This is a genomic window from Pseudomonas sp. EGD-AK9, from assembly GCF_000465935.2.
Taxonomy (GTDB): domain Bacteria; phylum Pseudomonadota; class Gammaproteobacteria; order Pseudomonadales; family Pseudomonadaceae; genus Aquipseudomonas.
Genome location: NZ_AVOF01001006.1, coordinates 1 through 13,173, shown reverse-complemented (window position 1 = coordinate 13,173; position 13,173 = coordinate 1). Strand labels below are relative to the sequence as shown.

16 protein-coding genes are annotated in these 13,173 nt (G+C 66.6%); 6 read left to right on the top strand and 10 right to left on the bottom strand.

Translation table 11 applies throughout. From position 1 onward, the window contains the following. The coding region (locus N878_RS26350; RefSeq protein WP_021446457.1) for a helix-turn-helix transcriptional regulator at positions 1-348 on the top strand (348 nt) is incomplete at its 5' end. 69 nt (positions 349-417) lie between these two features. Beyond that, on the top strand, positions 418-1,038 hold the full coding sequence (locus N878_RS26345) for a LysE family translocator (protein WP_021446456.1): 621 nt from the start codon (positions 418-420) through the stop codon (positions 1,036-1,038). Positions 1,039-1,148: 110 nt separating this feature from the next. Here the strand turns inward: N878_RS26345 and N878_RS26340 are convergent, their stop codons facing one another. The 6 genes from N878_RS26340 to N878_RS26315 form a co-directional block, all read right to left on the bottom strand. After that, a complete protein-coding gene (locus N878_RS26340) occupies positions 1,149-1,880 on the bottom strand; it encodes a hypothetical protein (RefSeq protein WP_021446455.1) in 732 nt (243 codons plus the stop codon). 57 nt (positions 1,881-1,937) lie between these two features. Further along, positions 1,938-2,318 (bottom strand): RidA family protein, encoded by a 381-nt coding sequence (locus N878_RS26335; RefSeq protein ID WP_021446454.1) that lies wholly within the window; start codon positions 2,316-2,318, stop codon positions 1,938-1,940. Between the two features lie 142 nt (positions 2,319-2,460). Beyond that, complete coding sequence (spoT, locus tag N878_RS26330) at positions 2,461-4,572, bottom strand: bifunctional GTP diphosphokinase/guanosine-3',5'-bis pyrophosphate 3'-pyrophosphohydrolase (protein ID WP_021446453.1); 2,112 nt, start codon at positions 4,570-4,572, stop codon at positions 2,461-2,463. A 63-nt stretch (positions 4,573-4,635) separates the two neighbouring features. Beyond that, complete coding sequence (gene rpoZ / locus N878_RS26325; protein WP_003242550.1) at positions 4,636-4,899, bottom strand: DNA-directed RNA polymerase subunit omega; 264 nt, start codon at positions 4,897-4,899, stop codon at positions 4,636-4,638. Between the two features lie 130 nt (positions 4,900-5,029). Continuing rightward, positions 5,030-5,650, bottom strand: coding sequence for a guanylate kinase (gene gmk, locus N878_RS26320; RefSeq protein ID WP_021446452.1), 621 nt, complete (start codon positions 5,648-5,650; stop codon positions 5,030-5,032). Positions 5,651-5,691: 41 nt separating this feature from the next. After that, positions 5,692-6,555 (bottom strand): YicC/YloC family endoribonuclease, encoded by an 864-nt coding sequence (locus N878_RS26315; RefSeq protein ID WP_021446451.1) that lies wholly within the window; start codon positions 6,553-6,555, stop codon positions 5,692-5,694. Positions 6,556-6,695: 140 nt separating this feature from the next. On the opposite strand from N878_RS26315, the gene rph reads away from it, so the two are divergent. Next, positions 6,696-7,415 carry a ribonuclease PH gene (gene rph / locus N878_RS26310; RefSeq protein ID WP_021446450.1) on the top strand — a complete coding sequence of 240 codons (720 nt, stop codon included), beginning with the start codon at positions 6,696-6,698 and terminating at the stop codon, positions 7,413-7,415. Between the two features lie 27 nt (positions 7,416-7,442). Beyond that, entirely contained in the window at positions 7,443-7,814 is a 372-nt protein-coding gene (locus N878_RS26305) for a DUF4870 domain-containing protein (RefSeq protein ID WP_021446449.1), read from the top strand. A gap of 55 nt (positions 7,815-7,869) precedes the next feature. Here the strand turns inward: N878_RS26305 and N878_RS26300 are convergent, their stop codons facing one another. Continuing rightward, on the bottom strand, positions 7,870-8,649 hold the full coding sequence (locus tag N878_RS26300) for an exodeoxyribonuclease III (protein WP_031304344.1): 780 nt from the start codon (positions 8,647-8,649) through the stop codon (positions 7,870-7,872). An 81-nt stretch (positions 8,650-8,730) separates the two neighbouring features. On the opposite strand from N878_RS26300, the gene pyrE reads away from it, so the two are divergent. Together pyrE and N878_RS26290 are read left to right on the top strand one after the other, a co-directional pair. Continuing rightward, complete coding sequence (gene pyrE / locus N878_RS26295) at positions 8,731-9,372, top strand: orotate phosphoribosyltransferase (protein WP_021446447.1); 642 nt, start codon at positions 8,731-8,733, stop codon at positions 9,370-9,372. Positions 9,373-9,396: 24 nt separating this feature from the next. After that, entirely contained in the window at positions 9,397-9,999 is a 603-nt protein-coding gene (locus N878_RS26290; RefSeq protein ID WP_021446446.1) for a DUF4124 domain-containing protein, read from the top strand. An 11-nt stretch (positions 10,000-10,010) separates the two neighbouring features. On the opposite strand, the gene N878_RS26285 is transcribed toward N878_RS26290, so the two are convergent. From N878_RS26285 to N878_RS26275, 3 genes are all read right to left on the bottom strand, one after another. After that, on the bottom strand, positions 10,011-10,457 hold the full coding sequence (locus tag N878_RS26285) for a thioesterase family protein (protein WP_021446445.1): 447 nt from the start codon (positions 10,455-10,457) through the stop codon (positions 10,011-10,013). Positions 10,458-10,682: 225 nt separating this feature from the next. Beyond that, the gene (argB, locus tag N878_RS26280; RefSeq protein ID WP_021446444.1) at positions 10,683-11,588 is read right to left on the bottom strand and encodes an acetylglutamate kinase; all 906 of its coding nucleotides are present in this window, start codon (positions 11,586-11,588) and stop codon (positions 10,683-10,685) included. 23 nt (positions 11,589-11,611) lie between these two features. Further along, positions 11,612-13,173: phosphomannomutase/phosphoglucomutase (locus tag N878_RS26275; protein WP_021446443.1), on the bottom strand; the 1,562-nt coding region annotated here is incomplete at its 5' end.

Genomic DNA, 13,173 nt, shown 5'->3' with positions numbered 1-13,173 from the left:
CTGCGCGCGGCGCGCCCGGCGCCGCGCGACGGCGGGGTGACGGCCTTCGTGCGCGACTACCTGGAGGCGCACTATGCCGAAGCGGTCAGCCTGGAGCAGTTGGCCGGGCTGGTGCAGCGCCATCCGCGCCACCTGATCGAAGCCTTTCGCCGCGCCTATGGCGTGCCGCCGCACACCTACCTGCTGCAGCGCCGCGTGCGCGAAGCCAAACGCCTGCTGCTGGGCGAGCAGGCGCCGCTGGCGGTGGCGCTGAGCTTGGGCTTCTACGATCAGGCGCATTTTGCCGGGACCTTCAAGCGTTTTACCGGCGTCACCCCCGGCCAGTTCCGGCGCGGCGCGGTGACCTGAGTTTTCTCCAAGACTCCGGCGCAGGGCCCTCGGGAAACTGATCGCCCTGTTCGCCGGAGGTCGCTTTCGATGTCTGCCTTGTTCGTGCTGGTGGCCAGCACCCATTTCGCCGCCCTGCTGTCGCCGGGGCCGGACTTCTTGCTGCTGATTCGTACCGCCCTCGGCGACGGCCGGCGTCAGGCCGATGGCTGCGCCGCCGGTATCGCCCTGGCCAATCTGCTGAGCATGCTGCTGGTGTCGCTGGCCCTGGGCCTGTTGCCGGGGCAGGGCGGTGGCTTCTGGCGCGTGCTGCAGGCGCTGGGCGGCGCCTACTTCGCCTGGATCGGCCTGCAGGCCTTGCTGTCGCGGCGTGAGCTGAACCTGCCATCGGGACAGCAGGCGGCGGCCGGCAGCTGGTGGCGCGGGCTGCGCCAAGGGCTGTTGGCCAGCAGCCTCAATCCCAAGCTGCCGCTGTTCTATGCCGGGTTGTTCGGCGTGCTGCGCGAGGCGGCCATGCCGGTCTGGGGGCTGGTCCTGGCCATGGCCTGGATGACCCTGGTGGTCTGGCTGTGGGATCTGGCGCTGGTGCGCCTGCTCGGCCGGCGACGCTGGCGGGGCTGGCTGCAGCGCCGGGTACGCTGGCTGGACCGCGGCTGCGGGGCGCTGCTGCTGGCGCTGGGGAGCTGGCTGTTGCTGGGCGCTTTGGGCTGAAGGGGGGCGGCTGGTGCGGATGCAATCCGGCAATCGCCTGCCGCCACAGTCCCGGATCGCATCCGGGCGCTACGTAGCAGCCAGCTTGCCGGCGATCGCCGCGACGCCGCTCAGCGCCGCTTGAGCAGCCAGCGCTGCGGGCCGGGCTGGTACTCGGGCATCTCGTCGAACTGGGCGCGGTTGTGCGCCTCGAAGATGCGCAGCTGGTCGCCCTCGTGGACGAACAGCCAGGGGCTGCCCTGGTCGCCCGCCTGCAGCCACAGGCTGTCGTGTTCGCCGCTCATGGCCGCGCAGTCGCCGGCCAGGCACAGGGCGAAGCGTTCGGCGCCGGGCAGGCCCTGGACCTGGCCGTCGGCGGCGAAACGCACCAGGCCGCCCTGGCCCAGGCCCTCGGCGATCAGCCAGTCGCCGCCGAGGTAGTCGCGGTACAGCGCCTGCTCGAAGCTGCTGCCCAGCGGCGCGCCGTTGCTCTGGCCGGTACTGCGGGCGAAGCGCTGCTCCGGCCAGTAGCCGCTGGCCACCTGGGTCAGCTGGCCGCCCTGCAGGCTCAGCTGCTCCTGGTAGTCGCCGTAGAAGGTCACCTGCCAGCGCCCGTCGCCGGCCGCCTGCAGGCGCCCTTCGGCCAGTTCGAAACCGTTGCTGTAGCTGGCCTGCTGGCGCTCGGGGTCGATCTGCCATTCCAGGTTCGGCCCGTAGGCCAGCAGCGCTTCGCGCAGGCGGCCGCTTTCGCGCGCGGCGTCGATGGCCGCCTGGTTGATCCAGGTGCCGCTCGGGTCGTTGCTCGGGGTGCCGGCGCAGCCGACCAGCAGGGCGCTGCACAGCAGCAGGGAAAGCAGGCGCATGGCGGTCTCCATGCCGGGCGGGAAGAGAGGGCGGGGCAGCGGGCCCCGCCGCAGGACTTACTCGAGAACCAGAATAGCGTCCATTTCCACCTGCGCGCCGCGCGGCAGGGCGGCCACGCCGATGGCGGCGCGGGCCGGGTAGGGCTGCTCGAAGTAGCGGCCCATGACTTCGTTGACCTTGGCGAAGTGGGAGAGGTCGGTGAGGAAGATGTTCAGCTTGACGATGTCCTTGAACGAGCCGCCGGCGGCTTCGGCCACCGCCTTGAGGTTCTCGAACACCTGCACGGTCTGCGCCTCGAAGCCTTCGACCAGCTCCATGCTGACCGGGTCCAGCGGGATCTGTCCAGACATGTAGAGGGTGTTGCCGGCCTTGATCGCCTGGGAGTAGGTGCCGATGGCGGCCGGGGCCTTGTCGCTGGTGATGACGGTCTTGCTCATGAATCGCTCCTTGGAAAAGGCAGCTTCAAGCCATGGGCCTCGAGCTGCAAGTAAAGGCGGCTGTCAGGCTACAGGCTGCAAATGGCAGGCTCAAGAAACCGGCTGGTGCTTGTCGCTTGCAGCTTGAAATTTGTCGCTGGCGCTAGGCGCGCACCCGGGTGATACGCATTACGCCCTTGATCGCGCGCAGCTTCTTGATCACCCGGGCCAGGTGCACGCGGTCATGCACGCTGACCACCAGTTGCACCACGCTGATGCGGCCGTCGCGTTCGTCCATGCTGATCTTCTCGATGTTGCCGTCAGCGGCATTGACGCTGCTGGCCAACAGGGCGATCAGGCCGCGCTGGTGCTCCAGCTCGACGCGCAGTTCGACGTTGAACTCGCCGGTGACATCCTTGGCCCAGTTGAGCTGGATGCATTTCTCCGGGTTGTGGCGGATATCGACGATGTTGCGGCAGCTTTCCATGTGCACCACCATGCCCTTGCCGGCCGACAGGTGGCCGACGATGGGGTCGCCTGGGATAGGTGTGCAGCATTTGGCGTAGCTCAGCACCAGGCCCTCGGTGCCGCGAATGGCCAGCGGCCCCTCGCTGCTCGGCAGGGTCTCGTCGCCACTTTCGGCCAGCAGGCGGCGGGCCACCACGTAGGCCATGCGGTTGCCCAGGCCGATGTCTTCCAGCAGGTCCTCGATGACGTCCTGGCGGTATTCGCCGAGCACGGCCTGCACCCGCTCGGGGGCGATCTTCTCCAGGTGCGTGTCGAAGCTGGCCAGCACCTTGTTCAGCAGGCGCTCGCCGAGGCTGATGGATTCCGAGCGGCGCTGCTGCTTGAGGGCGTGGCGGATATGGGTGCGTGCCTTGCCGGTGACCACGAAGTTGAGCCAGGCCGGGTTGGGCCGCGCGCCCGGTGCGGTGACGATTTCCACCGTCGAGCCGCTCTCCAGCGCCTGCGACAGCGGCGCCAGGCGGCGGTTGATGCGGCAGGCGATGCAGGTGTTGCCGACGTCGGTGTGCACCGCGTAGGCGAAGTCGACCGCGGTGGAGCCTTTCGGCAGCTCCATGATGCGGCCCTTGGGCGTGAACACGTAGACCTCGTCGGGGAACAGGTCGATCTTCACGCTCTCGATAAATTCCAGCGAGTTGCCGGCGCGCTGCTGCAGCTCCAGCACGCCCTTGACCCACTGCCGTGCCCGGGCGTGGTTGCCCTTGGGCGTTTCGTCCTCGTTGGACTTGTACAGCCAGTGCGCGGCGATGCCGTTGTTGGCCATCTCCTCCATCTCGCGGGTGCGGATCTGGATCTCGATGGGCACGCCGTGCATGCCGAACAGCGTGGTGTGCAGCGACTGGTAGCCGTTGGCCTTGGGAATCGCGATGTAGTCCTTGAAGCGGCCGGGCAGGGGTTTGTACAGGTTGTGCACGGCGCCGAGCACGCGGTAGCAGGTGTCGACCTTGTCGACGATGATGCGGAAGGCGTAGACGTCCATGATCTCGTTGAACGCCCGGCGCTTGCCGCGCATCTTCTGGTAGATGCTGTAGAGGTGCTTCTCGCGGCCGAGCACCTCGCCCTCCATGCCTTCGCGCTGCAGGCAGGCCTTGATCGACTCCTCGATCTTGTTGACGATTTCTTTGCGGTTGCCCCGAGCGCGGCGCACGGCGGCGCGGATGCGCTCGGAGCGCATCGGGTGCATGGCCTTGAAGCCCAGATCCTCGAACTCCACGCGCATGGCATGCATGCCCAGGCGGTTGGCGATGGGCGCGTAGATTTCCAGGGTTTCCTTGGCGATACGTCGGCTCTTCTCGTGCGGCATGGCATCGAGGGTGCGCATGTTGTGCAGGCGGTCGGCGAGCTTGACCAGGATCACGCGGATGTCGCGGGCCATGGCCATGGCCATCTTCTGGAAGTTCTCGGCCTGCGCCTCGGCCTTGGTCTCGAAGTTCATCTGGGTCAGCTTGCTGACCCCGTCGACCAGTTCGGCCACGGTCTCGCCGAACTGCGCGTTGAGCGCTTCCTTGGCGATGCCGGTGTCTTCGATGACGTCGTGCAGCATGGCGGCCATCAGGCTCTGATGGTCCATGTGCATGTCGGCGAGGATGCTGGCCACGGCCAGCGGGTGGGTCACGTAGGCTTCGCCGCTGCGGCGGCGCTGGCCATCGTGCGCCTGTTCGGCGTAGAAGTAGGCGCGGCGGACCAGGTTGACCTGGTCGTGGCCGAGGTAGGCCGAAAGTCGGTCGGCGAGAGCGTCTATGCCAGCCATGGGAGGTTCCCCCGTTGGCAGCCGTGGCTCTGCGCCGTGCGACTTCGACCCGGCTTCATCGGCTTACAGAGGCTCGTTGGCCTCTTCCTCGAAGGCGGCGAACAGCGGTTCTTCTTCGACGATGTCTTCCTGGGCGACCACTTCGTAGTCCACCAGGCCGGCGGCGATTTCGCGCAGGGCGACGACGGTGGGCTTGTCGTTTTCCCAGGCCACTTTCGGCTCTTTGCCGCCGGTGGCCAGCTGGCGCGAACGCTTGGTCGCGAGCATGACCAGTTCGAAGCGGTTATCAACGTTGTCCAGGCAATCTTCGACGGTAACGCGAGCCATGGTGTTCCTCGTAACTTGTGCGGATAGGCTTGGCCCGAGCGGGCGAGCGGACTGAATAGTCTAAAAAATCACCAGCGACAATGGAAGCGCTGATTTTCTGCGGCGCCACCGTCAGGCGGCGCGCGCCGGGTCAGGCCAGCAACTCGCTGAGCAGACCGGCGTGGCGCTGCTGCTGAGTTTCCTGGCGCAACTGGTTGCTGCGGAAAATCGCCTTGAGGTCGCTCAGGGCGTGGGCGAAATCGTCGTTGATCACCAGGTAGTCGTACTCGACGTAGTGGCTCATCTCGCTGACCGCCTCGCGCATGCGCCGCTCGATGATCTCGCCGCTGTCCTGGCCGCGGTTGGTCAGGCGGTGGCGCAGCGCTTCCTGGGTCGGCGGCAGGATGAAGATGGATTTCGACTGCGGCATCAGCCGGCGCACCTGCTGCGCGCCCTGCCAGTCGATTTCCAGGATCAGGTCGAAGCCCGCGGCCAGGGTCTGCTCGACCCAGCGCTGCGAGGTGCCGTAGAGGTTGTCGAAGACCTGGGCATGCTCGAGGAACTCGCTGCGCTCGAGCATGGCGTTGAACTGGGCGTGGTCGACGAAGTGGTAGTTGACCCCGTCCACCTCGCCCGGACGCATGGCGCGGGTGGTGTGCGACACCGACACGCGAATCTGCGCCTCGCTGTCGATCAGCGCCTTGACCAGGCTGGTCTTGCCGGCGCCGGAGGGCGCGGAAACGATATAGAGAATGCCGGTGGTGACGGTCATGGATGCTTCCCGGAAAACGTTATGCGAAGCCTAGCAGCGGCTTACTCGATGTTCTGTACCTGTTCGCGCATCTGCTCGATCAGGACTTTCAAATTGACCGCGGCCTGGGTGCTGCGCGTATCGAAGGCCTTGGAACCGAGGGTGTTGGCCTCGCGGTTGAGTTCCTGCATGAGGAAATCCAGTCGCCGGCCGGCGGCGCCGCCGGCCTTGAGCACCCGGCGCACCTCACTGACGTGGGTGCTCAGGCGATCCAGTTCCTCGGCGACGTCGCTCTTCTGCGCCAGCAGCACCAGCTCCTGCTCCAGGCGCTGCGGGTCGAGTTCGGCCTGCAGTTCGGCGAAACGGGTCTCGATCTTGGCGCGCTGAGCGGCGAGCATCTGCGGCACCAGTTCGCGCAGTGCGGCGACCTCGGCGAGGATGGCGTCCAGGCGCTCACCCAGCAGCTTGGCCAGCTCGGCGCCTTCGCGGGCGCGGCTGGCCTTGAGCTCGCCCAGCGCCTGGTCGAACAGCGCCAGGGCGGCGGCATTCAGCGCCTGCGGGTCGGCGGCGTCGGCCACCAGCACGCCGGGCCAGCCCAGCACTTCCAGCGGGTTGAGCGGCGCCGGTTGCTGGATCAGCGCGGCCACCTGCTCGGCGGCGGCGATCAGTTGACGGGCGCGCTCGCCGTCGACCTGCAGCGGCTTGCCGGCATTGTCCTCGGCGAAGCGCAGGGTGCATTCCACCTTGCCGCGCGACAGGCCCTGGCGCAGGGCTTCGCGCACCGCGCCTTCGAGGTCGCGGAAGGCGTCCGGCAGGCGCAGGTGCGGTTCCAGGTAACGGTGGTTGACCGAGCGCAGCTCCCAGCTCAGGGTGCCGTGCGCGGTTGCCTGCTCGCAGCGGGCGAAGGCCGTCATGCTGTGAACCATGGGGTACCTCTCGGAAAGTCGGCTCGAAAGGCGGGCGATTGTAGCGCAGTGCGTCGGCGCTACCCAATTCGGCATGTCGCCTGTGCCGCCGGGCCCCTATAATGCGGGCAGATTTCACTCAAGAAGTAGGTATTGTCCCGATGAAACGTCCCAGTGGCCGCGCCGCCGATCAGTTGCGCTCGATTCGCATCACCCGCAACTACACCAAGCACGCCGAGGGTTCGGTACTGGTGGAATTCGGCGACACCAAGGTGATCTGCACGGTCAGCGTCGAGTCCGGCGTGCCGCGTTTCCTCAAGGGCCAGGGCCAGGGCTGGCTGACCGCCGAGTACGGCATGCTGCCGCGCGCCACCGGCGAGCGTAACCAGCGCGAAGCCAGCCGCGGCAAGCAGGGCGGGCGCACCCTGGAGATCCAACGGCTGATCGGCCGTTCGCTGCGCGCCGCGCTGGACATGAGCAAGCTGGGCGAGAACACCCTGTACGTCGACTGCGACGTGATCCAGGCCGACGGCGGCACCCGCACCGCCTCGATCACCGGCGCCATGGTCGCCCTGATCGACGCGCTGAAGGTGCTGAAGAAGCGCGGCGCACTCAAGGGCGAGCCGCTCAAGCAGATGATCGCCGCGGTGTCGGTGGGCATCTACCAGGGCGAGCCGGTGCTCGATCTGGACTACCTGGAAGACTCCGCCGCCGAGACCGACCTCAACGTGGTGATGACCAATGCCGGCGGCTTCATCGAGGTGCAGGGCACCGCCGAAGGAGCGCCGTTCCAGCCGCACGAGTTCAACGCCATGCTGGCCCTGGCGCAGAAGGGCATGAACGAGCTGTTCGAACTGCAGCAGGCGGCCCTGGTCGACTGACCTTTTCCCCGAGCAAGGAGCACCACTATGAGCGACGACGCGCAAACCCCGATTCCGACGCCTAGCCAGGAAGCCCGTCAATGGGCGATGTTCTGCCACTTCGCCGCCTTTCTCGGCCTGGTGTTCCCCTTCGGCAACCTGCTCGGCCCGCTGATCGTCTGGCAGATCAAGAAGGACCTCGATCCCTTCGTCGACGCCCAGGGCAAGGAGGCGCTGAACTTCCAGATCAGCGTGGCGCTGGCGGCGGTGGTCTGCTTCATCCTGATGGTGGTGGTGATCGGTTTCCCGCTGCTGGTGCTGCTGGGCATCGCCGCGCTGGTGCTGACCATCATCGCCGGGATCAAGGCCAACGAAGGCCAGGCTTACCGCTATCCCTTCGCCTGGCGCCTGCTGAAGTAGCCACGGGCGCGCAATAAAAAAGCCGGCGCGATGCCGGCTTTTTTCTACCTGTCGATCAGACGCTGAGAATCCAGTCGTAGTCGACGATCAGCGGCGCATGCTGGGAGAAGCGCGGCTGGCGCGGCAGGCGCGCGGTGCGCACGCTGCGGCGCATGCCCGGGGTGAGCAGCTGGTAGTCGAAGCGGTAGCCCAGGTTGAGCATTTCCGCCTGCTCGCTGTCCGGCCACCAGCTGAACTGGTCGCCTTCGCGGCTGACTTCGCGCAGGGCGTCGACATAGCCCATGCTGCCGATCACCTCATCCAGCCAGGCGCGCTCGGGCGCGAGGAAGCCCGGCGACTGCTGACAGTCGCGCCAGTTCTTCACGTCCAGCTTCTGGTGCGCCACGTGCAGCGAGCCGCAGTAGATGTACTCGCGACGCTTGCGCCGTTGCTTGTCCAGATAATGGGTGAAGTCGTCCATGAACTTGAACTTCTGGTTCAAGCTCTCGTCGCCGTCCCGCCCCGATGGCAGCAGCAGGGTAGCGATACTTACCTTGTCGAAATCGGCCTGCAGGTAGCGCCCATAACGGTCGGCCATTTCAAAGCCGAGGCCGCTGATCACCGCCTTGGGTTGCAACCGCGAATAGAGTGCCACGCCACCTTGGCTAGGCACTTCACCATCGCATGCATAGAGGAAATAACCATCCAGCTGGAAGGCTTGGTCGTCCATTTCAAAGGCGGAGGCACGGGTATCCTGCAGGCAGATCACGTCGGCATTCTGGGCTTGCAGCCAGCTGAGCAATCCTCGCTCGGCCGCAGCCTGAATACCATTCACGTTCACACTGATGATCCGCATAAATGGCCCCCAAAAACACGTGCGTGTATGATACCCGAGCTCATCTCAATTAGCTAAATCCGTGCCGCCCGGGGCTTTTTCATGCAAGCGTACCAGCGCGATTTCATCCGTTTTGCCATCGAACGCGGGGTGCTGCGTTTCGGTCAGTTCACCCTCAAGTCCGGGCGCACCAGCCCCTATTTCTTCAACGCCGGGCTGTTCGACAGCGGCCTGGCGCTGGCCCAGCTGGGGCGTTTCTACGCCGCGGCCATCGTCGACAGCAGCATCGACTTCGACGTGCTGTTCGGTCCGGCCTACAAGGGCATCCCGCTGGCGGCGACCACCGCGGTGGCGCTGGCCGAGCACCACGGCCGCGACCTGCCCTGGTGCTTCAACCGCAAGGAAGCCAAGGACCACGGCGAGGGCGGCACCCTGGTCGGCGCGCCGCTCAAGGGCCGGGTGCTGATCGTCGACGACGTGATCACCGCCGGCACCGCGATCCGCGAGGTGATGCAGATCATCCAGGGCCAGGGCGCCCAGGCCGCCGGCACGCTGATCGCGCTGAACCGCCAGGAGCGCGGCCAGGGCGAGCTGTCCGCCATTCAGGAAGTCGAGCGCGACTTCGGCATGCCGGTAGTGAGCATCGTGTCACTCGAGCAGGTGTTGGAATATCTGGCGGGGGATGCTGAACTGAAGCAGTATCTGCCGGCTGTGCAAGCCTATCGCGCCGAGTACGGAATCTAGTCCAGCACAAGGTATCTGCCTCTTATGCCCAAGCCGCTCCTGACCCGCTGTACGCTGCTGCTCAGCTTGCTACTGCCGTTGTCGGGGGTGGCCGCCGAGCTGTATCGCTACGTCGACGACAAGGGCGTGACGGTGCTCAGCCGCCAGGGCGTGCCACCGGAGTTCATCGCCAAGGGCTACGAGGTGCTCAACGACCAGGGCCGGGTGCTGCGGGTGATCCCGCCGGCGCCGACGGCCGAGGAGTTCGCCCGGATGCAGGCGGACAAGGCGCGTGCCAGCAGCGATGCGCAGTTGCTGCGGCTGTACACCAACCTGGACGACGTCGACCGGGCCCGCGAGCGTAAGCTCGCCGAGCTGGACGGGGTGACCAGCGTGGCGCGCGGCAACCTGCAGTCGGTGCGTACCCAGCAGGCCAACCTGCAGAGCCAGGCCGCCGACCACGAACGTGCCGGACGGGCGGTGCCGGAGCACCTGTTGGTGCAGATCAACAATCTCAAGGACGAACAGCAGCGCCTGCTGCGCGATATCGCCCGCTACCAGGAGGCGCGCAAGAAGGCCGAGGCCGATTTCGCTGCCGACCGTGCCCGGCTGGCCGAGCTGTTCGGCGCGCCTAAGGCCAAGCCCTAAGCGCTGGCGCCTCAGCTCTGCGGCGCCGTCCTCTCGAAGCCCAGAATCTTCTCCCGCAGCCAACCCGGCAGCGGCGCGCTGCTGCGCGTGGCACCATCGGCATGCACGTAGACGATCTCGCCGCTGGTGAGCAGCTCGCCGTCGCGCCAGATGCCGAGGGCGAAGGTCAGGCTGGAGCGGCCGAGGCGGGCGGCGCGGATGCCGATCTGCAGCTGCTCGTCGAAGCGCGCCGGGGCGTGGTATTCGAGCAGGGTGCGGATGGCGAAGAAATCGCCGCCGCCTTGCGCCAGATCGGCCGGGTAGGCCACGCCGAGGGCGCGGAAATATTCGGTGATGGCGACGTCGGCGTAGGTCAGGTAGTGGCCGTTGAAGACGATGCTCTGCGGATCGACCTCGGCCCAACGCACGCGCAGGGGGTGGAAGAAGCTGAACTGGCTGGGTTCGGGCCGGCTGCTCATGGGCGCTCCGTTACGAGGGTTGCCTGGCGAGCGTCGCTCTTGCGCGGACTTGCGGCAAGTTCGAGTCGCCACACGGATGGCCGGTGATAAACCGGCTCGATGGCCGGCGTTAGCCTGTAGGGGCGCGCGCACCGGCTTTGTGAGTACGCCGGTTGGGCGGTACGGCCGCGGGCACCCTCCCCCCCGGAGGGAGAGGGTCATCGGCAGGCCGCTAACGGCCGCTTTTCAATGGCGCTTGCGGTTGGTGATCAGGGTGCCGACGCCGCTGTCGGTGAAGATCTCCAGCAGCACCGCGTTGGGCACCCGGCCGTCGACGATGTGCGCGCTGTGCACGCCGCCCTGCACCGCTTCCAGGGCGCAGCGGATCTTCGGCAGCATGCCGCCGTAGATGGTGCCGTCGGCGATCAGCGCGTCGACCTGCTCGGTGGTCAGGCCGGTGAGCACTTCGCCCTGCTTGTCCATCAGGCCGGCGATATTGGTCAGCAGCATCAGCTTCTCGGCCTTGAGTGCTTCGGCCACCTTGCCGGCCACCAGGTCGGCGTTGATGTTGTAGGACTCGCCGTCCGGGCCGACGCCAATCGGTGCGATCACCGGGATGAAGTCGCCCTTGACCAGCATGTTGAGCAGGTCGGTGTTGACCCCGGTGACCTCGCCGACGTGGCCGATATCGATGATTTCCGGCTGGGTCATTTCCGGCGTCTGCCGGCTGACCTTGAGCTTCTTGGCGCGGATCAGCCCGGCATCCTTGCCGGTCAGGCCGATGGCGCTGCCGCCGTGCTGGTTGATCAGGTTGACGATGCTCTTGTTGACCTGGCCGCCGAGCACCATCTCCACCACGTCCATGGTGGCGGTGTCGGTAACGCGCATGCCGTCGATGAAATGACTCTCGATGGACAGGCGCTTGAGCAGATCGCCGATCTGCGGGCCGCCGCCGTGCACCACCACCGGGTTGATGCCGACGGCCTTCATCAGCACGATGTCGCGGGCGAAGCCCTGCTTGAGCTCCTCGCTTTCCATGGCGTTGCCGCCGTACTTGATCACCAGGGTCTTGCCGACGAAGCGGCGGATATAGGGCAGGGCTTCGGACAGTACCTTGGCAACCTGGGCGGCGGCGTCACGCTCGAGGGTCATGGGGGGCTCCTGGAACAAATCGATCAAAAGGGCAGTTGCAGGTCGGGGGCGACCTTGTGCAGTTGGCCGCGGAACACATCCTGGATGCGCTCCAACTCTTCCTGGGTATCGGCCTCGAAGCGCAGCACCAGCACCGGCGTGGTGTTGGAGGCGCGGATCAGGCCCCAGCCCTTGGGATAGTCGACGCGCACGCCGTCGATGCTGGTGAGGTTGGCTTCGCCCCACTGGCCTTCGCGCTGCAGGCGCTCGATCAGCGGGAACTTGCTCTGCTCGGTGACCTGGATGTTGATCTCCGGGGTGGCGATGTCGCTGGGGAAGGCGTTGAACACCAACTCGGCATCGCGCTTGTCGAGGCTGAGGATTTCCAACAGGCGCGCGGCGCTGTAGATGCCGTCGTCGAAGCCGTACCAGCGCTCTTTGAAGAAGATGTGCCCGCTCATCTCGCCGGCCAGCAGCGCGCCGGTTTCCTTCATCTTCTTCTTGATCAGCGAGTGGCCGGTCTTCCACATCACCGGGCGACCGCCGTAGCCGCTGATCAGCGGGGTCAGGCGGCGGGTGCATTTGACGTCGAAGATGATGTCGGCGCCGGGATTGCGCGACACCACGTCCTTGGCGAACAGCATCAGCAGGCGGTCCGGGTAGACGATGGTGCCGGCGTTGGTCACCACGCCGACGCGGTCGCCGTCGCCGTCGAAGGCCAGGCCCAGGTCGGCGTTCTCCGCCTTGACCTGGGCGATCAGGTCGACCAGGTTCTCCGGCTTGCCCGGGTCCGGGTGGTGGTTGGGGAAGGTGCCGTCGACTTCGCAGAACAGCGGGATCACGCTGCAGCCGAGGGCCTCGATCAGTTGCGGGGCGATCACCCCGGCGGCGCCGTTGCCGCAATCGACCACCACCTTGAGCGGCCTGGCCAGGGCGATGTCGTCGCGGATGGTCTTGAAGTAGCGCTCCAGCACGTCGACCTGTTGCACGCTGCCGACGCCGCTGACCAGGTCGTTGTTGTCGATGCGTGCCTTGAGCGCCTGGATCTGTTCGTTGGCCAGGGTGTCGCCGGCGATGACGATCTTGAAGCCGTTGTAGTCCGGCGGGTTGTGGCTGCCGGTGAGCATCACCGCGGAGCGGCCTTCGAGCACGTTGGCGGCGAAGTACACCACCGGGGTCGGCACCATGCCGACGTCGGTGACCTGGCAGCCGCAGTCGAGCAGGCCCTGCACCAGTTGCTGCAGCAGCTCGGGGCCGGACAGGCGGCCGTCGCGGCCGACAATGACGTTGGGCTCGCCCTGCGCCAGGCTCTGCGAACCGACGGCGCGGCCGATCCAGTAGGCGGTTTCTGCGGTCAGGCTGTCGCCCACCACACCGCGGATGTCGTAGGCGCGGAAGATGTCGGCGGGGAGGGTCGGGGCGCTTTGGCTAATGGTCATTGCGGGTGTCTGCTCCAGTCCCAGGAGATCCTGGTCGTCGTCGAGAATGTCGATATCGAGGATATCGGTGTCCTGGAACAGCGGGTCGACCGCCTCCGCCGGCTTGCTCGCGGGCTGGGCGGCGGGGGCCGCGGCTGTTCCGTTGCCCGTGTCGCTGCCGGCACTGT